Genomic DNA, 20,956 nt, shown 5'->3' on the forward strand with positions numbered 1-20,956 from the left:
CTCGTGGATCGATCAGTTACCGGAGGTTTTTGATGGCAGTGAGTGTCCTGGCGATCACTGTGTCGATCGGTACTGCACTGGGGGTGATAGGAGCAACACTGGGGACGCCCGCCGAGGCGAATGCAGCTCCCGCCGCGGAAATCTCACTCGCGGCATTGGGCGGGCCGGTGCGAGCACAAGAGAATCCGGAAGGGCTTGTGCCTTCGGTGCCGTCCAATTTTCCCGGGGCTGCTCTGGCACCGGTTGGCGCGGTCGCGGTATTCGCGCCGTGGGTCAAGAAAGCGGGCGCAATCTGCTCGGAGATCACGCCGGCTGTGGTGGCGTCGCTGTATTCGACTCGTAGCGGCTTTCAATACGGCCCCGGCGCAGAAGTGTCGGACGAGGGTGGGCGCGGACCTGGCCGATTCACCACAGCAGCGTGGACGGCGTACGGCAAGGACGGCGACGGCGACGGCAAGATGGACATCTTCGGTGTCGCAGACCCCGTGATGACGTCCGGCTACCGACTGTGTGAACTGGTGAAGCAGGCCCAGTCGTGGCAGCAATCAGGGGAGGTCCAGGGCGATACCGTCGAACTGGCGCTGGCAGCCTACGACGTCGGGCCCGAGGCAGTGCGGGCAGCGCACGGCGTTCCGCAGGATCAGACTGCGGCACCCTTCGTCGCGCAGGTCACGTCCTTGCAGGATTCCTTTGCCCTGATGCTTGCGCCGTTCAATTACAACAATCTTGCGGCCGCGGTAGGCGGTGTAGTCCAAGCCGGACTGAAATTCCTCGGACTGCCGTACGTGTGGGGCGGAGGAAACATCAACGGTCCGTCGATGGGCGGGTTCGACTGCTCGGGACTGACGTCGTACGCCATCCACGCCGCAACCGGGATCACTTTGCCACGCACGTCGGAAACCCAATGGGGTGTTGGCGTCGAGATTCCCCTCGATCAAGCGCAACCAGGTGATCTGCTGTTCGGAAACTGGCAGGCAGGCGGCCCCGGACACGTCGCGATCTACGTCGGAAACGGGCAGATGCTGCACGCGCCGACCTTCGGTGACGTAGTGAAAGTCGGTCCGATCTTCGCCGGTATGAAGGCGCGACGAGTGATCTAGGCAAGAAAAAACGTCGCCCGGACGAGTATGTCCGGGCGACGTTTGTTTCGTGTGTAACCGATCAGCTGTGGTACGGCTCCGCGCTAACGAGGGTGACCTTCATGGTGCCGCCGTTAGGCAGGTTGTACTCGCGAGTCTCGCCTTCCTTGGCCTCGAGAAGTGCGCTACCCAGCGGAGAGTTGGGGGAGTACACCTCGAGCTTGGCGTCACGCGCGCCCTCTTCGCGGGTTGCGATCAGGAAGGTCTCGGTGTCGCTCTCGTCGCCGTCGTAGTACACCTTCACTACCGAACCCGGGAGTGCAACACCGGACTGAGTGGGTGCTTCGCCGACCTTTGCGCTGTTGAGCAGATCCTGAAGCTGGCGGATACGAGCTTCCTGCTGCCCCTGATCTTCGCGTGCAGCGTGGTAGCCGCCGTTCTCCTTCAGATCGCCCTCTTCGCGACGCTCGTTGATCTCGGCGGCGATGATGGGGCGGTACGCGATGAGCTGGTCGAGTTCCTTCTTGAGCCTGTCATGTGATTCCTGCGTAAGCCAGGTCACCTGGGTCTCGGTCATCTCGATCACTCCCTAGTAGTCGGAGCCGGGGGCTCCCTCGACAGATCACTGCGACAGCACTGAACTCACTGCAACAGCAATAAACAACGGCTCGAACGCGCCTGGGCTAGGCGTGATCTTGCCGTCAGCGCTGCGCTCGACGCCAACCTGGCCGTCAATGCAGCAATACACGGTTCCACCCGGAACCGTGTACCAAGCAATTCTATCACGCAGGACTACCCGCCCTGTCGGAACTCAAACGTCGGGCAGGGCGGGTAGTAGGCGCAGTCAGTTTTTGGTCAGATACTCCGGGACGTCGAGGCTGCATCCGAAGACGTCGGCCATGCCTGGTGGGAGGGACGTTTTGATCTCGGTGTTGAACTCCAAGGTCTGGTACGTCGTAGCCGGAACGTAAACCTCGCGTCGACCGGTTTCGGATCCGCCCTTGGAGCGGGCGCGAACGATGCACACAGCTTCCTGGCTCGGATCGTCACGCGTGACGGTGAACCGGATCTTCATGGTCGAGTCGTCGGCGATGTCGTACGAGATCGTCTCGGTCGTGATCTCTTTCACCGAGAATTTGGTGTATCCGACGTAGGCGATACCGGTGCCCACAACGATGACGAGGGCGGTCAGAGCCCACACGATCCACTTCTTGGAACCGCCCGTGCGAGTCGCGCTCGGGTACCGATCTTGGGGAAGCGTATTACTCATCACTCTGCTCTCGAAGACTCGAGTTCGTGTTCTACGCAACCGCGGACTGGGGTCATGGCTGCATCAGGAACTCTCGGGTGGAACTATAGAGGACGCGCCCACTGGCGCTGCCGGTAGGTTTGACGGCAAGAGTTCGGAGCAGACGCCGGTAACGGCTACAGGTGAAGTTGAGGTGAACGAACACGTGAGCGGATTCCGGCTCATGGCCGTCCATGCCCATCCCGACGACGAGTCGAGCAAGGGTGCGGCCACCACCGCCCGTTATGCAGCCGAAGGCCATGAAGTGATGGTCCTGACGCTCACCGGGGGTGAACGTGGCGACATTCTCAACCCGGCCATGGATGTCCCCGGCGTCCGCGACCGCATCAGCGAGGTGCGCCAGGAAGAAATGGCGGAAGCTGCGCGGATTCTGGGCGTCAAGCACCGCTGGCTGGGCTTCGTCGACTCGGGCCTGCCCGAGGGTGATCCGTTGCCGCCGCTTCCGGAGGGCTGCTTTGCGCTGGTGCCGCTCGAGGAATCGACGCGCGCACTCGTCAAGGTGTTCCGCGAATTCCGTCCGCACGTCATCACGACGTACGACGAGAACGGTGGATACCCGCACCCCGACCACATTCGGTGCCACGAGGTGTCGATGGCTGCGTACGAAGCGGCTGCCGACCCGGAGTATCATCCCGAGGACGGCGAACCGTGGGAGATCAAGAAGGTCTATTACTCGCACGGCTTCATCCGTAAGCGTCTCGAACTCTTCCAGGAGGAGTACGAGCGCCGCGGCGAGCCGTTCCCCATGGCGGATTGGCTCAAGAAGTGGAAGACCGAGCGCGGTGACATGATGGTCCGGGTCACCACCCAGATCGCCTGCGGCGATTACTTCCCCCAGCGCGACGACGCTTTGCGTGCGCATGCGACGCAGATCGACCCCAATGGTTCGTTCTTTGCGGTGCCGCTCGATATTCAGCAGAAGATCTGGCCCACAGAAGAATTCGAACTCGCGAAGACGCGGGTTTCTACGTCCATCCCGGAAACCGACCTGTTCGCAGGTCTTGAAGAGGACGTCTGAAAGTGAATGCACTATCCGCCGAGTTGGTAATCGGCACAACACAATTGCTTGCACAGAGCCCGAGTAACCCCTCGGGCCCTGAGTTCGGCAAGTCGTCGCCGGTCGGACTGGTTGTCGTCTTGGCATTGTTCATCGGTGTGATCCTGTTGGTCGTGTCGATGAACCGTCAGCTCAAGAAGTTGCCGGAAACTTTCGAACCCGAACACCCGGAAGCCGATCAGCAGTTGGATGAAGGAACGGATCGTGGTGCGATCGCCACGCCGGAAACGGATGCCGGCGACGCATCAGCCGAGAAGACTCCCAAGCACGATTCCTGACGCGAGCGAGGTAGGGCACATGGACCCACGGATGAAGAACAATCTGGGTGGGTCCACCAGTCCCTACCTTCGTCAGCACGCCGACAATCCGGTCCACTGGCAGCAGTGGGGGCCGGAGGCCATGGAGTGGGCACACGAACGTAACGTGCCGATTCTGTTGTCGATCGGATACTCGGCGTGCCACTGGTGCCACGTGATGGCCCACGAATCGTTCGAGAACGGCGACATTGCGGCGGTCATGAACGACAACTTCGTCTGTGTGAAGGTGGACCGCGAAGAGCGGCCTGACATCGACGCCGTCTACATGAATGCCACGGTCGCGATGACCGGTCAGGGTGGCTGGCCGATGACGTGTTTCCTGACTCCTGACGGTTCGCCGTTCTACTGCGGCACGTACTACCCGCCGGCGCCGCGTGGTGGAATGCCTTCGTTCATACAGCTTCTCGAAGCGATTGCCGAGACATTTGCCAACCGTCGCGGCGAGGTCGACGATGCTGCGTCGTCGATCGTGACGGAGTTGGCGCGCGCGTCGGGTGGAATCCCGTACAGCGGTGCGCCGATCGATGCCGCGCTCCTCGACGCAGCGGGCCAAGCAGTATTGGCGGATGAGGACCTGCCCCGCGGCGGTTTCGGCGGCGCCCCGAAGTTTCCGCCGTCCGCGTTGCTCGAAGGACTGCTGCGGCAGTTCGAGCGGACCGGTTCGAACAATATTCTCGGTGGACTGCAGCGCACTGGTGAAGCCATGGCGCGCGGTGGCATCTACGACCAGTTGGGCGGCGGTTTCTCCCGTTACTCCGTCGACGCGGAGTGGGTGGTTCCGCATTTCGAGAAGATGCTCTACGACAATGCGTTGCTGCTCCGGTTCTACGCGCACTGGGCACGTCGGACGGGTTCCGAGTTGGCAGCCCGCATCACTGAGGAAACCGCAGGATTTATTCTCGGCGATCTGCGAACCGAAAACGGCTGCTTCGCTTCGGCTCTGGACGCGGACACCAACGGCGTCGAAGGATCGACCTATGTGTGGACGCCCAGCCAGCTGATCGATGCGCTCGGCGAGGACGACGGACGGTGGGCGGCAGAGTTGTTCCGCGTCACCGACGACGGAACCTTCGAAGATGGTGCATCGGTGTTGCAGTTGCTCAGCGATCCCGACGATTGGTCGCGCTGGCAGAAGGTTTCCGACGCACTGCGCGCAGTGCGAAAAGACCGTCCGCAGCCGGGCCGAGACGACAAAGTCGTGACCGCATGGAACGGGCTCAGCATCACCGCCTTGACGGAAGCCGGGCTTGCACTGAATCGACCCGAATGGATTGACGCTGCACGGGTGTGCGCGCACACCCTTCTCGGCCTGCATCTCGTTGACGGCAGATTGCGCCGCGCATCTCTCGGTGGCGTTGTCGGTGAGCCCGCCGGGGTCCTCGAGGACTACGCGGCCCTGGCCACCGGACTCCTCGCGCTGTACCAGGCAACCGGGGAATCGGAGTGGCTCGACACCGCCCGGCAGTTGCTCGACCTCACTCTCGATCATTTTGCCGACCCAGCCGAGCCCGGAAGTTGGTTCGACACAGCAGATTTTGCCGAAAGCTTGGTGACCCGACCCCGCGATCCGATGGACGGCGCAACACCGTCGGGAGCGTCAACTGTCACGGAGGCGCTGTTGACGGCGGCTGCGCTCACCGAACCCGAGCGTGCCTCCCTCTATGCCCAAGCCGTATCCGACTCACTTGCACGCGCAACGTTGCCGCTCGAGCGTGCTCCGCGCTCGGCCGGGCATTGGCTCGCGGTGGCGGAAGCATCGCTGCGCGGGCCGATCCAGGTAGCTGTTGTGGGTGACGGTGATCTGCTGGACGCGGCCCGTCGCCTCGCCCCCGGCGGCGCCGTGATCGTCGCAGGTGAGCCGGATTCCTCACCGCTGCTGGCAGATCGGCCTCTGGTCGACGGCGCTCAAGCGGCCTACGTCTGCCGAGGCTTCGTCTGTGACCGCCCGGTCACAGACGAAGCAGGCTTGGCGCTTGCGCTGGCGCACTGAGCGGGTCGCTCGCTGGCGCAGTAACCTGGTCAGGACTTGGCGTGCCGCTTTGCCAACATCCAGCGCGAGATCTTCATGTCGCGCGCCTTCCGCTCGATGGTCAGTAGATCCAGTGGTGCGCTGAACTTCTGAACTGCCATCGATTTGACGCTGCTGAACTCGCGCAGTCCGTCTGCCCCGTGGATGCGGCCGAATCCGGAATCACCGACACCGCCGAACGGGAGGGCGGCGATTCCGGCAAATCCGAGAACCGAATTGACGGTGACCACACCACATTCGAGTTTCTCGGCAATTGCCCGCCCCTTCGATGTGCTCTTCGTGAACACCGACGCGCCCAATCCGTACTTCGACGCGTTGGCGCGCTCGATGCCTTCGTTCATGTCGGCAACCTTGTTCACCACGACGCTCGGTCCGAACGTTTCCTCGGTGACCGCGGTGGAATCTTCCGGTACGTCGGTCAGGACGATCGGGTCGATGAACGGGCCGCGGAAGGACTCGAGGCCGCCGAGAACAGCTTTGGCTCCTCGGCCGAGCGCGTCTTCGATCTGACCTCGCACGATCGCCGTCTGCTTGCCCAGCGTCATGGGGCCGTAGGTCGAACCGGCGTGGGCATCGCGCAGCGCCGCAGTGAGTTTCGACAGGAAGGCGTCGTAGACCGGGGCGGCGACGTAGATGCGCTCGACACCGGCGCAGGTTTGTCCGGCGTTGCCGACCGCACCGAATGCCGCGAAGGCTACGGCGGCATCAAGGTTGGCGTCGGAATCCACCAGCATGGCGTCCTTGCCGCCGCACTCGGCAACCAGGGGAGTCAGGGTATCGGCGCAGGCAGCCATGACGCGTTTTGCGGTGGCCGTCGAGCCGGTGAACGCAATCTTGTTCACCCCGGACGAACACAGCAGTGCGCCGGTCTTGCCGTCGCCGGTAATCGTTTGGAGGACAGGATGTCCGGGTGCTGCGAGGTTCCACAGGCGGGCCAGTTCGACACCGACGCCTGGTGAGAGTTCGCTTGGCTTGAAGACGACGGCGTTGCCGGCGGCCAGTGCGTACCCGATCGACCCCATCGGTGTGTACAGCGGATAGTTCCACGGACCGATTACACCGACGACGCCCATCGGCCGATAGCCGACGGAGGCAGATTGGTTGGCGCTGATCAAGCCTGCACCGACGCGTCTGCGGCGCAACACCTTCTGTGCGTTGCGGGCGGCCCAGTCGAGATGTTCGACTGCCAACATCACTTCGAGTAGCGCGTCGTCGCTCGGCTTTCCGGTTTCCGTGGAGATGATCGACGCCATCGAATCCGCGTGGGAGGCAATGGCAGCCCGGAAGTCACCTAGGACTTTCTTTCGCCCTGCAAAACCGAGTTGATCCCACCACGCCGCTGCGGTGTGTGCTGCGGCCACGGCCTTGTCGACCGCCTGCTGATCGGCGACGGGGTACTGCGCGATCACGGTGTCATCGCGAGGGTCGAGGCTCGCGAAGGTGGGATCGCCTGACGTCGGATCTGTGGACGTGCTGTGTCGGCCGAGCTGTTCGGTCATATTTCTCAGATCCTCCAGGAGTCGACGCATCACATATATGTGATGTGATTTACTGTGCTGGTAGTCACAGTATGCGTCGGACGGAGCTCCGACAAGCCTCCAGCCATTTCTCACCCGGGAGTTTTCGATGCACATGGATTTCACGCAGGAGCAGTCTGATTTTGCCAAGTCGGTGGCCGCGTTCTGCAAGAAGGAAAGCGGTACGCGCGAGCAGCGAGACCTGCTGACCGATCACGGAGCGCACAACCACAATCAGGCGTACTACGAGAAAATGGCGGAACTGGGATGGCTTGGACTGACTGTGCCGGAGGAGTACGGCGGATCGGCCGGCAGCACGGTTGACCTGTGCATCTTCCTCGAGGAAGCGGCCAAGGGGATGGCGCCGATCGGCGGACTCGGCCCAACGGTCATCACGGGGGCGGCGTACGAGAAGTTCGGCAGTCCGGCGCAGAAGGAAGCGGTACTCGGCGGCATCGTTCGAGGGGCGTCGCAGTCGATCTCGATGTCGGAACCCGAGGCGGGCTCGGACGTCGGTAACTTGAGTTGCCGTGCCGAGAAGGTCGACGGTGGATGGCTGATCAACGGACAGAAGACGTGGTGCTCCAATGCGCACTTCGCCGAGAACATCCTGTTGGTTGCCCGTACGTCGAGAGGTGAGGGCAAGCACGAGGGCCTGACGATGTTCCACGTTCCGGCAGATATTTCCGGCCTGAAGATCAGCGGAATCGACACGATGGGCGGCAAGGAGGTCAACGACCTCTACTTCACCGACGTCCTGCTGCCTGACGACGCTGTGGTCGGCGAGGTCGGCAACGGCTGGCGTCAACTCATGGCGGGGCTCAATATCGAACGGCTCATCCTGGCGGCGATGATGCTCGGAACGGCGCAGCGGGCTTTCGACGACACTCTCGAATTCATCACCACCCGTAAGCAATTCGGGCGTCCTGTCGGTTCGTTCCAGGCGCTTCGGCACCGCGTCGCGGATCTGGCTACGGAGATCGAATGCGGCCGACTGCTGGTCTACAGCGTCGCCAGGATGGTCGACGCCAATCCGACGAAGATGTTCCCGCGCGAGGCGTCGATGGCAAAACTGAAGCTCACCGAAACCGCCAAGAAGGTTGCGCTCGAGGGCATGCAGATGATGGGCGGGTACGGTTACGCCACGGAATTCGACATGGAGCATCATGTGCGAAAGACTCTGGTGTCTTCCATTTATGGTGGTACCAACGAGATTCAGCGAGACATCATCGGCAAAACGTACGGACTGTGAGGATCGGTTGTGGCAACGTCTGCACGCACTCGGAGGGTGACGTCTGAGCTGAGGAGACGGCCACAGCTGTCCGAGGATGTGGCGAACCATGTTCGCAACCTCATCATGTCCGGGGAGGTTCGTCCGGGCGAGTTCGTTCGCCTCGACGAAACCGCAGCCGACCTCGGGGTCAGCGTCACGCCAGTTCGGGAGGCTCTGGTCGCGTTGCGCGGCGAGGGGATGGTCGAGTTGGTTCCCCACCGCGGCTATCTGGTATCGCCGCTCAGTCGCCAGGACATCGAAGACATCTTCTGGTTGCAGGGACAGATTGCAGTCAAATTGGCGTTGCGGGCCGCTGACAAGATCACCGCTGACCAGCTTGCAGAGTTGGTCGAGCTCAATGCCGATTTACGGGCAGCGGTCGACGCGTCGGATGCTGCTGCGATCGAGCAGTGCGAATTCCAATTTCACCGCCTGATCAATCTTGCTGCGGGCGGGGCAAAGTTGGCGTGGTTCCTGTTCGGTGCAATCCGCTACACCCCGGCGCGGCTGTACGCGACCGACGCGGGCTGGGGTGAGCTTGCGGTGTCGAGCCACGACAAGTTGATCGAGGCGTTCGAGAAACGAGACCTCGAGCAAGTGGACGCGCAGATGCGAGTTCAGTTCTCCGACGGTGCCGCTCGTCTGCTCGCCCACCTCGACAACATCGGCCTCTGGGACTGAGCTTCGAGTAGGGCCCTCAGGACGGCGGCATTGCGGGAGCGAGCAGGATCGCCGCACATTCGGCGACTAGTTCTTCTTCGGTGACGTCGATGTATCCGTCGAGCCATGCGCTCAGCGTTTGAGCGAGGCCGCCGACCAGGAAGGTTGCCGTCAGCGTCAGCTGGCCGCTGTCGCCGAGTCGGTAGAAGCTCTTGGCGTTGGCGGCGAGGAGACCGATGAATATCGTGGTCGACGCCCGGCGTTTCTCGACGAGGAGCGGGCTTGTGAGCGCGCTCGAGAAGAGTAGTCGCCCGCGCCTTGGGTCGCGGGCAACGGTGCGGACGATGTTGGCTATGGCCGCCACTGCCTTGTCTCGTTCGGCGTCGGCCGCGTCCACTGCTGCCTGGGTGGAGACGGCGATATCCGTGATGACCGTGTCGTACACCGCGGAGATCAGGGCGTCGCGGTCGGTGAAGCTCTCGTAGAAGTACCGGGCAGCTACACCAGCCTGTTTGCACACCCCACGCACCGTCAGTTCGGGTTCGGCTGATCCCATCAGTTCGAGCCCGGCTTCGATCAGCGTCTCGCGGCGCGCAGCGACGCGGAGGGCGCCGTCGACGCCACCGTACAAACGCGGTTGGTCATTCATGTAGACCATCTTGGCATCTCGAAGCTATTGACATCGTGAGGTTTCAGCGCTTCACTCATCTGAGAACACGCGTTCGCAGATATCCGACTCGAAGGGGTTAATGCCGTGACGGTGAGTAGAGATTCGATCGACATCGATGCTGAGGTCGAGAAGGCGATGTCCGGGTTGGGACTGTTGGCCGCCGGCGCAAACGTGATCATGCAACTTGCGCGCCCCGCGGTGGGTTACGGCGTGTACGAGAGCAAGGTCGAGACCGGCAGGTTGGACCGTCATCCGGTCAAGCGCACTCGCACAACGCTGACCTACCTGGCGGTGGCAAGCCTCGCCACCGAGGACGAGAAGAAGCAGTACCGGCGCGCAGTCAACGGAGCACACAAGTATGTCCGTTCGGACGAGAACAGTGCCGTCGAGTACAACGCGTTCGACCCCGAACTCCAGTTGTGGGTTGCTGCCTGCCTGTACCGCGGCTTCGAGGACGTCTACAAGGCACTGTACGGAGATCTCGACCCCGCAACCCAGGACGCCTTCTATCAGCGTAGTTCAAGTTTTGGCACCACCCTCCAGATGCGCCGCGACATGTGGCCGGTGGACCGAGATGCGTTCGAGGTCTACTGGAACGAGAACCTGAACAAGGTCAGCATCGACGACACGATCCGTGAGCACCTGTACGGGATCGCATCGGCTACTTTCACCCCGAAGCTGTTGCATCCCTTGGTCGGCCCGCTCAATCGCTTTCTCACGACGGGATTCCTGCCGCAATCCTTCCGGGACGAAATGCGCCTCCCGTGGTCCGAACGGAGGCAGCGCGGATTCGACCGATCGATGCGCGTCGCGGCGGCAGTCAATCGAGTTACCCCGAAGGTCATTCGCATGTTCCCGTACAACTTTTACCTGTGGGATCTGCGTCGTCGAATTGCCAAGGGGATTCCGTTGGTCTGACGGGACAGTCCACAGTTCAGACGAGGTTCTTGCTTCGTTTGATCCGGCGACGGAGGTCGCGCATCTGAATGGTGTTGCCTGCCTGCCGGATCGATCGAGGTATGAATCTGTTGACGAAGGACACGAAGATGAAGAGATGTTCGAAGCGTCGACGGTCGTCCTCGGTCCACTCGAGTCCGAGTTGGTCACGGTAGATCGGGGGAAGAAACCCGATTGTCAGAAATCGCAGCAGGTTTCGAAACACCAGGCGCAGTGGCCAGGCAATCATGCGTAAGTCGATCAGATCGTTCAGATACCGGCTGGTGCGTTCGTCGATGATCACACGTTCACAGCCGACGTTCCAGTAACGTTCGAAATCCGCGCGCGTGGCCGGCCACATCTCTTCGGTGACCTGCAGAGTGGTTCCCAGAGTAGAGGCGGATTGGTAGAACGACTCCGCCTGTTCTTCGGACATCACACCGTGCAGCAACTGGTGACTGTCTTCGAATCCGATGAACAGGCAAGCCGCGACCCATAATTGGAGTTCACGGTTGAAGGCGTTGTACTTGACCGGGCTGTTTGCATCTGACCGTACGTGCCGGTGCACCGAGTTGACTGCTTCGCGGTACGCCAGACGCTCTTCCTCGTTACCCAGAATCGCGACAGTCAGATATTGCGTGGTGGTCCGCGCGCGTTTCCACGGATGTGCCGTCAGAGCGCCTGATTCGACCTTGCTTTCCATGACGCCGTACGCCACTTCCGGCCAGCCGAGTTGCAGGACGACGTTGGCGGCGGCGCCGGCAAACGACCAGAAGTCGAGCGCATCGGTGATGTGAGCAGGTTTCCTGGCCCACCGCCGGCGCAGGCCGGTGATGGTGATTCGCGTCTGATCGGTTCGAAGTGACGACTCGGTCTGTTCGGAATCCAGGTAATGAGTGGGCATCGACCCTCCTATTTCGTCTCTACGTTGCTGACGAGCCACTGGTCGTTCGATCTGACCATCGAGATGACCATCCGATACTTCTGCGCATTCCCTTGCGGCGCAGCAACATTTTTGGCTTCCTGATCGACGAACACCAGAACTGTTGCCGATGAACTGTCCATGGACTCGATACCTACGTGTGCCGCCGTAGCGGTTGCCTGCCCCTGCCCGCCGGCGACGACATCGCGCAGCGAATCGACCATGGTTCGGTAAGTGCCGGCAAACTCGTCGGTCGACATGGAGGCAATCGAGTCCTTGTTCGCGTCCAGATCCTGGTAATCGAAGGAAGACATGATGACCGAGTATTCGCGGGCAGTGTCGAGAGCTTCCTGGCGCAGAGTGTTGTCCTGGCTTTCCGAATACATCTGAAATCCCCACGCCGCCACTGCTGCGACCAGTGCCAGAGCCAATACGGCAGTCAGGGCGGTGCGCGGCGTCTTCAGGCGTCGCAGTAACGACGGACGGTCCGGCTGGTCACCCGATTCCTGCTCGGTCTTGTCCATCAGTGTGCTTTCAGCGGGTGCCATTTCCCAGTCCTTCCAACATCGATCTCCAATAGTTCAGTGCGTCTACGCCGGTCGGAATGAGAATGGGATCATCGACAACCGGCGGGCCGATCGGCGTGCCGGGGATGGTGGCATTCTGCAATCCGAGATCGTTCGGTCGCGGAGCATTCCGCGCTCCGCGTTGGACCAGATCATCGGCCGGTGGGCAGTACATCGCGAGGTTCGGGCTGGTGGGGGAGAGATCACCGACTTCGCGCCTGGGAGTGTCGTAGTTGCATACCGGTCCTTGTGTGGCGACCAGCGCAAAATCGGCGCGATCACCCTTCACGATCGAAGCCAGATCCGCGAGGCCTCGAGGGATCGTGACCAATCCCGTTTCCAGGGCATCCGTGCGGTCGGAGATGATCGGAGCAACTGTCACGAGATTGGCCAACACGGCTCCAAAAGTGTTGTGGTACTGGTCGAACAACTGTTGTGCACTGCTCAACGCTGCCGGTGAATGATCGGTGAGGTAGATCAGCACCGGCGCGTTGGAATCGAGTTGCTCGGTGAAGTTCTTGGCAGCCGACATCCCGCGGACAAACGAATCCGATTGTGTTGCCATGGAATCAACCAAGGTCGAGGTGCGTGAGAGCAGCGCCGCGAGTTCCGCGGACTGATCGTTCAACTGTGCGGACAGCGTCCCACCGTTCTCGATCATCGTGGACAGACTTGGGCCGAGTCCGTTGAACGAGTTTCCCAATTCGGTTCCGATGTCGCTGATCGCCTGCGGATCGAGACCCTCGAGCACATCCGACGCCTGAAGCATCAACTGGCTCATCTGAACCGGCTGTTGATCCGCCGGCATCGCGATCTCGTCGCCGTCCTGAAGGTAAGGTCCCTGATCGGTGTTGGGATAGATGTCCACGTTCTGAATTCCGGCGGCAGTTCCCATCGTCACTTTGGCAACACTGTCGGCGGGTATCTCGGCGTTTTCGTTGAGCGAGAGCTCTACGCGAGCGGAACGGGTACTCGAGTCGAGAGCAACCCCGCTGACCTTTCCCACCTGCACCCCGCGGTACGTGACCACCGTTCCCGCGGTCAGGCCGAAAGCGTCGGACATGGTGGCGTGAAGCCGGATGTGATCTCCGAAACCTTGTGGACCGACGACGTAGACGATGCCGAACGGAATGACGACGGCAGCGGTGAGCGCAAACAAGACAAGTTGCACGAGCGCAAGACGTTTCATCGTCGGCCTCCCTGCAGAAGATCGGTCAGAGTTCCGGGCGCCGCAATAGCTGCTGCGCCGCCGGCCATCCCACCGGTCCAGAGTTTGTCGATCGTGCCGGGAATGTCGAGGGCGCCGTCGAACATCAGGTAGTCGCCGCGCACCGCATAGGTGAAACTTTCGAGCATTCCGTTCATATTTGCCAGTGTCTGGCCCATCTCGGAGTTGAACGAATCGAGAGTCCCGACAACGGTCGACGCATCCTGGAGCATGCTGTCGAGCCCGCCCGGAGAGGAGTCCAGAATCGTGTTCGCGTTGACGGCGAGTTGAACCGTCGAGTTCAACAGGCTGGAAATCTGATCCTTCTGACCGACAAGAATCGACACCACCTGAGGGACGGAATCCAAATAGTTGTCGATGATCTCGCGTTGCCCGGCAAGCTGCGAGGAGACCCGAGCGGCGAGATCGACGGCCTCGTTGAACTCGTCCTGATGACTACTGGCTTCCGCCATGAGGGAGGTGAGAGTATCGGTCAGGGAGCGCACCTCACCGGACCGGCCGGAGAACGCAGTGTTGAGTTCTCTCACGACGGTATCGAGTTGGTCGATGCCGCTCCCGGTGAGAACTGTCCCGAGTGTCGCGAGTGCACTTTCCACCTGCGGGCCGATCTCGGTGCGGGACTCCGGAATGGTGTCACCGTCGCTCAACACCGAACTCGATGGTACTTCCGGCAGAAGTAGTCGAATGAACGGATTACCCAGCGCTGAGGGAAGTTCGACGGATGCTTCGACATTGTCCGGCAACTGAGTCGCAGTGTCCAGACTCAGACTCACCCGGGCTCCGACCACGTCTGCGGACAGTGCGGATACCCGTCCGATCACCTTCTGACCACTGCGGACGTCGGCTCCCAGAACAAGACCGTCAGCGCCCGCCAACTGCACTGCCACGGTGTACGCATCACCGTCTGCCGAGCGGCCCAACGGAAGATCCTGGATACCGGCGCTGCAACCGCCGAACGCAAAGACCACCGCGCAACCAACACCTACTGCCGCGACTGCGGTGACTATCCGAACAGACTGCCGCATCAGTTGCCACCTCCCGAGGCCACGCCGCCGGATACCGCAGACGCGATTCCGAGCGGATCGGACTCACTGAGCGGGAAGGAAATGGGGTTGGTGAAGCCGGCGCCGGTGCAGATCGGCAGCTTGTACGTCTCGCACAACGGTTGCGCCACAGCAAATTGCGTCAGTGCTGTCGAGACATTGAGTCGAATACGTCCACGCTGATCGGGGCCGATGGTGCCGGACAGGTTTGCCATCATCAACGGCACAAGGTCCATGAATTCGGCGAGACCCGGTTGTTTTGCCGCCAGTACGTCGCCGAGGACCGCAACGTTGCCGGCGATGGCACCGACGTCGTCGCCGTGAGTGGTCATGAAGCGCTCCAGCTGATCGAACACTACCTGTAAATCCTGAAGTGGTTGGGAGATGTCCATGTTCTGGCTCGACCACTGATCACCCAATTGGCCCAAGTCGCCGACCAGTTCGTCGAGACTGACCTGCCGGGCGTCGAGAGCGGCCATCAAGGTGCTGAGGTTGTCGACGAGTGCGCCGATGTCTTCGGACCGAGCACCGACTACTCCCGTTGCCGTACTGAGGTTTCGGATTGCGGTGTTGAATTGATCGCCCTGGCCCGCCCACCCGGCCGCACCGCGACTGACAAGATCCCCGAGATTGCCGCCGTCGCCGGCAAATGCTTCGGCCAAGGTGCTGACGCTTCCCATCAAACCGTCGAAATCGATTGGGGAATGTGCGCGTTCGACGGGAATCTGATCGCCGTCTTCCAAAGTGTCTCCGCCGGTGTACGCCGGTCCGAGTTCGATGTGGCGATCACTGATCACCGAAGGATTGAGAACATACGCCGACGCATCTGCCGGAAGTTCCACGGAGGTCGGCATGGACATCGCCACCCGAACCGATGTTCCGCGGGGCTCGACCGACGTGACTGTCCCGACGCCGACACCGAGAACTGTGACCTTGCTTCCCTCGTAGATCCCCCCGACGTAACTGAAATCGGCGTAGACGGTCGTCGACTGATCGGTTCGTCCGAAGATGTACCAGCCTGGCAGCGCGATCGCGAGGGTCACGACGAGCAGGGCAGTGACAGCTTTTCGTGGATTCACTTGCAGCCCTCCATGATGCCGAGCGCGCAGAGCAGATTATCCGGGATCACGGCTGCCGGTGCATTGACGTCGGTCCAGTCGCCCGTGCCGGTGGCGTCGGTGACCGAGCGCAGTGCAGACGGAAGACGTGTCATCAGCAGGTCGATCTGATCAGCATTGTTCTTCAGCGTTGTGGTGACGGCGACCAGGTTGTCTGTCAGTGCTCCGAATTCGCCCTCGTGCGCGGTGAACGTAGTGGAAAGCTTCGAGATGATGATCGTCAGGTTGTCGACGAGTTGAGTGAGGGCGTCCTTGCGCATGGCAAGTGTGCGCACGATGGTCTGAGCGTTTGCGGCCGTGTTCACTATCGAATCAGTCTGCGCCACAGCCATGTCCGACAGCTCTCGCGACATCGTCAGGATTTGGTCGATCTGCTCGCCGTTCTGTGCGAAGGCTGCGGAGGCACCACTGATTCCGGCCAGCGCTCGGCCGACCTGATCGGAGTCGGTCGGAATCACCTGCGAGAGAGTGTCCATCATCGACTCCATCGCTTGCAGATCTACGCCGGTTGCCGCGTGGGTTGCGTCGGCGCTGACGTCGTCGAGGCTGTACGGCACCGTTGTTCGCGAGAGCGGGATGACGCGTCCGTCGTTGTCGTCCACAACACCGGCAGGCACCACTTCGAGGTAACGCTTACCCAGGACGGTCTTGAGTCGGACGGTGGCGGTGCTCTGGTTGCCCAACGGTTGATCCTTGTCCAGGCGGAAGCTGACGATCACGTGGTCTCCGGCAAGTTCGATGGAATCCACCCGTCCGGCGGGAACTCCGGCTACGTACACCGGGTCGGTGTCGGAAAGTCCACTGGCATTGGCAAATTCAGCTGTGTATGCCGACGTTCGAACGTTGTACCAGAGTTTCGGAATACCCAGCGCGGCAGCCAGTCCGACCACCAGAACAAAGATCCCGAGGCTGCCCAACGCCAAAGCCGTTCCGCTGCCGCTCTGGCGACGGTCCCCTTTGAACAGAAAGAGCATGATGCCGACAAAAACGTCGATCAGCTTGACCAGAAACATCATGAGCACACCGGCGAATGTGTTGCGCCGAAGATATTGGCTTCCACGTCCCCTGCCTTCAGTGTGAAATTGCACAGATAAAGATTGATGAAACTTCCGTAGCTGCCGATCCTGTTTGCGGCATCGGCAAACTGGGGGAGGTTCGCGACAAGTCGATTGAATTCGTCGGTGCTCGCAATCCAACCGGCGGTAACATTTTCGAGTTGTGCAACCGTCGTGCCGAAAGATCCGTTCGATCCGGTCATCAGCTGAGCCAACGACGAGACGGTGCGGTTTCCCTGATCCAGAAGTGTGGCAAGTTGGTCGTTCTGTTCGACAACCGAGGTACTGAGACCGTTCAAACCGTCAAGGAGGCTGACCATTTCGGGTTGGCGATCGTCGACGGAGGTGAGGAGTGTGTTCATGTTCGTCAACAGTTGCGCAAAAACATCTTGGCGGTCGACGAGACCTGATGTCATGACGGCGATCTGGTCGAGAAGCGCGGAGATCGCGCCACCTTGCCCGTTGAACGTTTCGACAAAACTCCGAGTGAGTGTGTTGACCTGCTCGGGTTGTAATGCGGCAAACAGTGGTTTGAAGCCGTTCATCAACGCGGTCAGGTTGATCGGGGGCGTTGTCTGCGTCAGCGGAACAGTCCCACCAGGTTCCAGCGTTCTCGCTGACACCGATGCTGGTCCCGAGTGCGCATCGTCATTGTGAGTCAGTGCGAGGTAGCGGGCGCCCAACATGTCGCCGTAGCGGACGGTAGCCCGAACGTCGGACGCGAGAGAATACTGCGATTCGATCTCCACGTCGACGATCGCTTTGCTTGTGCCACCACCGTTGTCGGCAAACGCGACCGAGTCCACCCTGCCGATCCGGACACCCGACATGGTCACCGGATTACCGGGATTCAAGCCCTCCACGTCCGTGAACTCGAACGAATAGGAAGCGGTGTCCCCACGAACCGGTACCGACAGCGTGTTTGCCACGAACGACGCGCACGCGAGCCCGGTGATACAGAACAGTGACAAGCGAACTACCTGAGCGGTCCGAATTTTCACGGAATACTCACCTCGTTTCCCCGGACCAACGGCCCCAACATGAGAGTTGTTGCGGGGTTGGGAGCGGTGGCATCGCCGGCCGTGTTGTCGAGTGGCGTGTTGTCGAGTGGCGGGTTGCCGAGCAGCTGATCCTCGAGAAAGAGAAGCGCTGAGGCTTCGTCAGCGCCACCGGTAACCGGAATCAGAGTGGTGCCCGAACTCAGATTGGTACCCGAACACTGCGCGCCGCGCTCATCCACGTACTGAGGGCAATCCTCGCCTGTGTACGGAAGCGGATCGGCAAACGTGGGAACTGCTGTGATGTTGAATTTTCCGGTGGAGAATACCCGCGCACCGGCGGCGCCGAAAGCGCCGGCATTGGCCAGAGTGGAGCGTAGGCCTTCGGGGTTGGCTGCTGTTGTTGCGAGTATCTTTCCGGTGGAGTCGATGACGGTGATGATGTTGCCGGTGTTCTCGGCGACAAAGTTGTCGAGCGTCGCGGCGAAGACCGCGGCCGCACTCATCGACCTCTCGAGGTTTTCCTGGTTGGCGACCATGCTGTTGGAGACTGACGTGGCCGCTGCAAGGGTGTCGAGTATGTCGGGAGTTGCGCGGTCCAATGCGTCGACAACCGACGTGAATTCCGGTGTCGAATCGAGGAATTGGTGTGCCGCCGGTGTCAGCACTGCCGAGGCGGCGCTGAGATTGTCGATAGTGGCACCGATTTCGGCGCCGTTCCCGTCCAAGGCCTGACCCAGCGCGGTCAGAGCGGTGTGCATTTTCTCGGGGCGCATCGCGGTGAGTACCGACACCAGTTCGGTGTACACGTCGTAGAGTGCGACGGCTTCGGGACCGGTGTCCATGGGGATGGTGTCGCCCTGCGACAGCGTTGTCTGACTCTGGGCATTCGGATTGTCGACAAGCTGCATGTAGATGTCGCCGAAAAATGTCCGGGGTACTACCCGTGCCACGACGTCTGCCGGGATCTTCGACGCTTCACCGGTATCGATCTGCAGCTGCACCACCGATTCTGTAGTACCCGAATCGATGTCGCCGATGCGGCCGATATTGACCCCGTGGTATCGAACCGGGGCCTCGCCACTGATCAACCCGGCGTCGGCAGGAACCGCGACGTACACATCGGTGCTGCGTTCGAGATTGCCCGAGCCGCGCAACACCATGGCGACGGCGGCGACGACGGCTACCGCTATAGCCACCGCGCCGCGCAGTGCGTAGGCCATCTTGGTGCGCGTAGTAAGTCTGTCCACGGCTCAGACCCCCATTCCGGGGATTTGGGGAACGAGACCCCACAGGCCGAAAGTCATGATGACGTCCAGGATTCCGATCGCCAGGATTGCAGTGCGGAGCGCGCGGCCGGCCGCCTGACCCACACCCGCCGGTCCACCGGAGGCGTAATATCCGTAGGCGCAGTGCACAAGCGCGACAACGGCTGCGAAGACCACGGCTTTGAGACCGGAGTAGAGAAGATCCTGTGGGGAGATCGCGAGGTGGAAGAAGTAGTCGTACGTTCCCGCCGATGCGCCATTGAAGAACACGACGACAAGGCGGGTCGACAGGTAGCTGGCCAGCAGACCGATCATGTAGATCGGAATGACGCAGATCATTGCCGCGATCACCCGAGTGCCGGCGAGGAACGGGATGGATCTGATCGCCATCGAGTCCAAGGCATCGATCTCGTCGGAGATGCGCATGGCGCCGATTTGCGCGGTAAAGCCCGTTCCGACCTTGGCGGCCAACGCAATTGCAACAACAACCGGCGCAAGTTCACGTGTGTTGGCAACGGCCGACAGCATTCCGGACAGTGAGGTCATGCCCACGAGTTCGAGTCCTCGATGCATTTCGACACCCAGCATCATTGCGGCTGCCAGGGACATCGCGAACACGATGCCGATAGTTCCGCCGCCCGACAGCAGCGAGTTCGTGCCGAAGCTGACTTCGCTGATCTGACCGAGTACATGCTTGCGATACTTGGTGAGGGCAAACGGAATTGACGCGACTGTACGGACGTAGAACGTCACATGCTGACCGAGCGACACCAAACCGTCGGCAGCGGTCCGCAGCGGTCTGCTCGCCTGGTGGGCTCTGATCCGTAGATCGACGAGCGACATCAGAATTCACCGACTGCCGGAACTATCACGGTATACAGCGCGGACAGAACCGTGTTGGCGATGAAGACCAGAGCAAAGGCGATGACCACGGCTTCGTTGACGGCATCGGCGACGCCGCGGGGGCCGCCCTTGGCGTGGAGTCCTTTGAAGGTGGCGACCAAAGTCGAAGCGATACCGAAGATCGCGGCCTTGACCAAGGCCATGACAAAGTCGGATGACCGGCCGTACTGGCTGAACGTCGCCATGAATGTTCCGGCAGGCAGATGCTGAACGTAGATGTGGTAGAGGTAGCACGCAATCACTCCGCCGAACGTGACCATGGAACATAGTGCCAGGGAAACAACTACCGCTGCAACCAATCTCGGAGCAACAAGACGCTCGATGACGTCGATACCCATGACTTCCATGGCGTCGATCTCTTCGCGGATCTTCCGTGAGCCCAGATCGGTGCAGATTGCCGATCCGGCAACCCCTGCCATCATCAGCGCGCACACCAGCGCTGCGGCCTGACCCACGATGATGAACGCGACAACTGCACCGGAGTAACCGCCTGCGCCGATTCGCCCCGCGAGCTCACCGACCGATACCGCGATGAAGACCCCGATCGGGATCATGAGCAGCAGGGACGGACCGGTGCTCACCCGGCCGATGAAGAGCGTTTGAGTTATCGTCTCGTGCAACGAGAGCCGCCTGCGGATGATGGCCGTGAACAGGCCGAACAGTGCCTGCACCGAGAATCCGATCAGGTAGCCGCCCTCGAGCGCTACGTCTCGTACCGGGCCTTTCGAGGCTGGCAGTTCGTACGTCACCTGGTTCTATTCCTTTGCAGCTCAAGTTCTTTCATTGAAGATGTCGAGTGTGTTCAGGCGTCGAGACGGGCCGACGTGCAGGGGTGCGATCGTGGCGGATTATGTGTGAATCATTTCACAGCAACTCGCGTGCGGCAATAGTTATGTGAATGGGAATTCTTCTCAGAACTTGTCTGGTTGGCGACGGAAACTTGATATAACTACAGTTGAAAGCTGCATCTTCGAGTGCGTGCACGGTAGGTGCGCGCAAGATGTGTAT

General features: G+C 61.0%; 21 protein-coding genes. 7 read left to right on the plus strand and 14 right to left on the minus strand.

Annotation, left to right across the window (positions count from 1 at the left end):
• The first annotated feature begins 32 nt into the window (after positions 1-32).
• Positions 33-1,100: a C40 family peptidase gene (locus RG2_RS19815; RefSeq protein ID WP_051730504.1), complete on the plus strand. Its 1,068-nt coding sequence runs from the start codon at positions 33-35 to the stop codon at positions 1,098-1,100.
• Positions 1,101-1,161: 61 nt separating this feature from the next.
• On the opposite strand, the gene greA is transcribed toward RG2_RS19815, so the two are convergent.
• Together greA and RG2_RS19825 are read right to left on the minus strand one after the other, a co-directional pair.
• Complete coding sequence (gene greA, locus RG2_RS19820; RefSeq protein ID WP_033234619.1) at positions 1,162-1,656, minus strand: transcription elongation factor GreA; 495 nt, start codon at positions 1,654-1,656, stop codon at positions 1,162-1,164.
• 267 nt (positions 1,657-1,923) lie between these two features.
• Complete coding sequence (locus RG2_RS19825; protein WP_033234528.1) at positions 1,924-2,349, minus strand: DUF4307 domain-containing protein; 426 nt, start codon at positions 2,347-2,349, stop codon at positions 1,924-1,926.
• Positions 2,350-2,533: 184 nt separating this feature from the next.
• On the opposite strand from RG2_RS19825, the gene mca reads away from it, so the two are divergent.
• The 3 genes from mca to RG2_RS19840 are packed head-to-tail and all read left to right on the plus strand — an operon-like array spanning position 2,534 to position 5,752.
• Positions 2,534-3,406: a mycothiol conjugate amidase Mca gene (gene mca, locus RG2_RS19830; protein ID WP_033234618.1), complete on the plus strand. Its 873-nt coding sequence runs from the start codon at positions 2,534-2,536 to the stop codon at positions 3,404-3,406.
• 2 nt (positions 3,407-3,408) lie between these two features.
• A complete protein-coding gene (locus RG2_RS19835; protein ID WP_033234527.1) occupies positions 3,409-3,723 on the plus strand; it encodes a hypothetical protein in 315 nt (104 codons plus the stop codon).
• A gap of 19 nt (positions 3,724-3,742) precedes the next feature.
• Positions 3,743-5,752, plus strand: a complete 2,010-nt coding sequence (locus RG2_RS19840) for a thioredoxin domain-containing protein (RefSeq protein WP_033234526.1) — start codon at positions 3,743-3,745, stop codon at positions 5,750-5,752.
• Positions 5,753-5,781: 29 nt separating this feature from the next.
• On the opposite strand, the gene RG2_RS19845 is transcribed toward RG2_RS19840, so the two are convergent.
• Positions 5,782-7,290 carry an aldehyde dehydrogenase family protein gene (locus RG2_RS19845; RefSeq protein ID WP_033234525.1) on the minus strand — a complete coding sequence of 503 codons (1,509 nt, stop codon included), beginning with the start codon at positions 7,288-7,290 and terminating at the stop codon, positions 5,782-5,784.
• A gap of 127 nt (positions 7,291-7,417) precedes the next feature.
• On the opposite strand from RG2_RS19845, the gene RG2_RS19850 reads away from it, so the two are divergent.
• The gene (locus tag RG2_RS19850) at positions 7,418-8,560 is read left to right on the plus strand and encodes an acyl-CoA dehydrogenase family protein (protein ID WP_033234524.1); all 1,143 of its coding nucleotides are present in this window, start codon (positions 7,418-7,420) and stop codon (positions 8,558-8,560) included.
• A gap of 9 nt (positions 8,561-8,569) precedes the next feature.
• Entirely contained in the window at positions 8,570-9,262 is a 693-nt protein-coding gene (locus RG2_RS19855; RefSeq protein WP_033234523.1) for a GntR family transcriptional regulator, read from the plus strand.
• Between the two features lie 16 nt (positions 9,263-9,278).
• Here RG2_RS19855 and RG2_RS19860 read toward each other — a convergent pair whose 3' ends face one another.
• Positions 9,279-9,899: a TetR/AcrR family transcriptional regulator gene (locus tag RG2_RS19860; protein ID WP_051730503.1), complete on the minus strand. Its 621-nt coding sequence runs from the start codon at positions 9,897-9,899 to the stop codon at positions 9,279-9,281.
• Positions 9,900-10,046: 147 nt separating this feature from the next.
• Between RG2_RS19860 and RG2_RS19865 the strand changes: the two genes are divergently transcribed.
• Positions 10,047-10,829, plus strand: a complete 783-nt coding sequence (locus RG2_RS19865; RefSeq protein WP_051730520.1) for an oxygenase MpaB family protein — start codon at positions 10,047-10,049, stop codon at positions 10,827-10,829.
• Positions 10,830-10,845: 16 nt separating this feature from the next.
• Here RG2_RS19865 and RG2_RS19870 read toward each other — a convergent pair whose 3' ends face one another.
• Genes RG2_RS19870 through RG2_RS19915 form a run of 10 tightly spaced genes read right to left on the minus strand, consistent with a single transcriptional unit; the run spans position 10,846 to position 20,697 of the window.
• Entirely contained in the window at positions 10,846-11,751 is a 906-nt protein-coding gene (locus RG2_RS19870) for an oxygenase MpaB family protein (RefSeq protein ID WP_033234522.1), read from the minus strand.
• A gap of 8 nt (positions 11,752-11,759) precedes the next feature.
• A complete protein-coding gene (locus RG2_RS19875; RefSeq protein WP_033234521.1) occupies positions 11,760-12,317 on the minus strand; it encodes an Rv1363c family protein in 558 nt (185 codons plus the stop codon).
• Positions 12,304-13,524: an MlaD family protein gene (locus tag RG2_RS19880; RefSeq protein ID WP_033234520.1), complete on the minus strand. Its 1,221-nt coding sequence runs from the start codon at positions 13,522-13,524 to the stop codon at positions 12,304-12,306. The genes RG2_RS19875 and RG2_RS19880 overlap by 14 nt, the downstream gene beginning before the upstream one ends.
• Positions 13,521-14,588 carry an MCE family protein gene (locus RG2_RS19885; protein WP_033234519.1) on the minus strand — a complete coding sequence of 356 codons (1,068 nt, stop codon included), beginning with the start codon at positions 14,586-14,588 and terminating at the stop codon, positions 13,521-13,523. Before RG2_RS19885 ends, RG2_RS19880 begins: the two co-directional genes overlap by 4 nt.
• On the minus strand, positions 14,588-15,685 hold the full coding sequence (locus tag RG2_RS19890) for an MCE family protein (protein ID WP_033234518.1): 1,098 nt from the start codon (positions 15,683-15,685) through the stop codon (positions 14,588-14,590). Before RG2_RS19890 ends, RG2_RS19885 begins: the two co-directional genes overlap by 1 nt.
• Positions 15,682-16,737: an MCE family protein gene (locus RG2_RS19895; RefSeq protein WP_033234615.1), complete on the minus strand. Its 1,056-nt coding sequence runs from the start codon at positions 16,735-16,737 to the stop codon at positions 15,682-15,684. Before RG2_RS19895 ends, RG2_RS19890 begins: the two co-directional genes overlap by 4 nt.
• Positions 16,737-17,780 (minus strand): MCE family protein, encoded by a 1,044-nt coding sequence (locus tag RG2_RS19900; protein ID WP_033234517.1) that lies wholly within the window; start codon positions 17,778-17,780, stop codon positions 16,737-16,739. Before RG2_RS19900 ends, RG2_RS19895 begins: the two co-directional genes overlap by 1 nt.
• Positions 17,777-19,027 (minus strand): MCE family protein, encoded by a 1,251-nt coding sequence (locus RG2_RS19905; RefSeq protein WP_033234516.1) that lies wholly within the window; start codon positions 19,025-19,027, stop codon positions 17,777-17,779. The genes RG2_RS19900 and RG2_RS19905 overlap by 4 nt, the downstream gene beginning before the upstream one ends.
• Positions 19,028-19,030: 3 nt before the next feature.
• Positions 19,031-19,888, minus strand: a complete 858-nt coding sequence (locus RG2_RS19910; protein WP_033234515.1) for an MlaE family ABC transporter permease — start codon at positions 19,886-19,888, stop codon at positions 19,031-19,033.
• Positions 19,888-20,697, minus strand: coding sequence for an MlaE family ABC transporter permease (locus tag RG2_RS19915; protein WP_033234514.1), 810 nt, complete (start codon positions 20,695-20,697; stop codon positions 19,888-19,890). Before RG2_RS19915 ends, RG2_RS19910 begins: the two co-directional genes overlap by 1 nt.
• Positions 20,698-20,956: the final 259 nt, after the last annotated feature.

It is taken from the genome of Rhodococcus globerulus NBRC 14531, from assembly GCF_001894805.1.
GTDB lineage: Bacteria > Actinomycetota > Actinomycetes > Mycobacteriales > Mycobacteriaceae > Rhodococcus_F > Rhodococcus_F globerula.

Coding starts and splice junctions, on each gene's coding strand:
- RG2_RS19880 (WP_033234520.1), bottom strand. CDS start 13,524: ATGAAACGTCTTGCGCTCGTGCAACTTGTCTTGTTTGCGCTCACCGCT.
- RG2_RS19895 (WP_033234615.1), bottom strand. CDS start 16,737: ATGTTTCTGGTCAAGCTGATCGACGTTTTTGTCGGCATCATGCTCTTT.
- RG2_RS19840 (WP_033234526.1), top strand. CDS start 3,743: ATGGACCCACGGATGAAGAACAATCTGGGTGGGTCCACCAGTCCCTAC.
- RG2_RS19870 (WP_033234522.1), bottom strand. CDS start 11,751: ATGCCCACTCATTACCTGGATTCCGAACAGACCGAGTCGTCACTTCGA.
- RG2_RS19885 (WP_033234519.1), bottom strand. CDS start 14,588: ATGCGGCAGTCTGTTCGGATAGTCACCGCAGTCGCGGCAGTAGGTGTT.
- RG2_RS19815 (WP_051730504.1), top strand. CDS start 33: ATGGCAGTGAGTGTCCTGGCGATCACTGTGTCGATCGGTACTGCACTG.
- RG2_RS19850 (WP_033234524.1), top strand. CDS start 7,418: ATGCACATGGATTTCACGCAGGAGCAGTCTGATTTTGCCAAGTCGGTG.
- RG2_RS19910 (WP_033234515.1), bottom strand. CDS start 19,888: ATGTCGCTCGTCGATCTACGGATCAGAGCCCACCAGGCGAGCAGACCG.
- RG2_RS19875 (WP_033234521.1), bottom strand. CDS start 12,317: ATGGCACCCGCTGAAAGCACACTGATGGACAAGACCGAGCAGGAATCG.
- RG2_RS19860 (WP_051730503.1), bottom strand. CDS start 9,899: ATGGTCTACATGAATGACCAACCGCGTTTGTACGGTGGCGTCGACGGC.
- RG2_RS19865 (WP_051730520.1), top strand. CDS start 10,047: ATGTCCGGGTTGGGACTGTTGGCCGCCGGCGCAAACGTGATCATGCAA.
- greA (WP_033234619.1), bottom strand. CDS start 1,656: ATGACCGAGACCCAGGTGACCTGGCTTACGCAGGAATCACATGACAGG.
- RG2_RS19825 (WP_033234528.1), bottom strand. CDS start 2,349: ATGAGTAATACGCTTCCCCAAGATCGGTACCCGAGCGCGACTCGCACG.
- RG2_RS19845 (WP_033234525.1), bottom strand. CDS start 7,290: ATGACCGAACAGCTCGGCCGACACAGCACGTCCACAGATCCGACGTCA.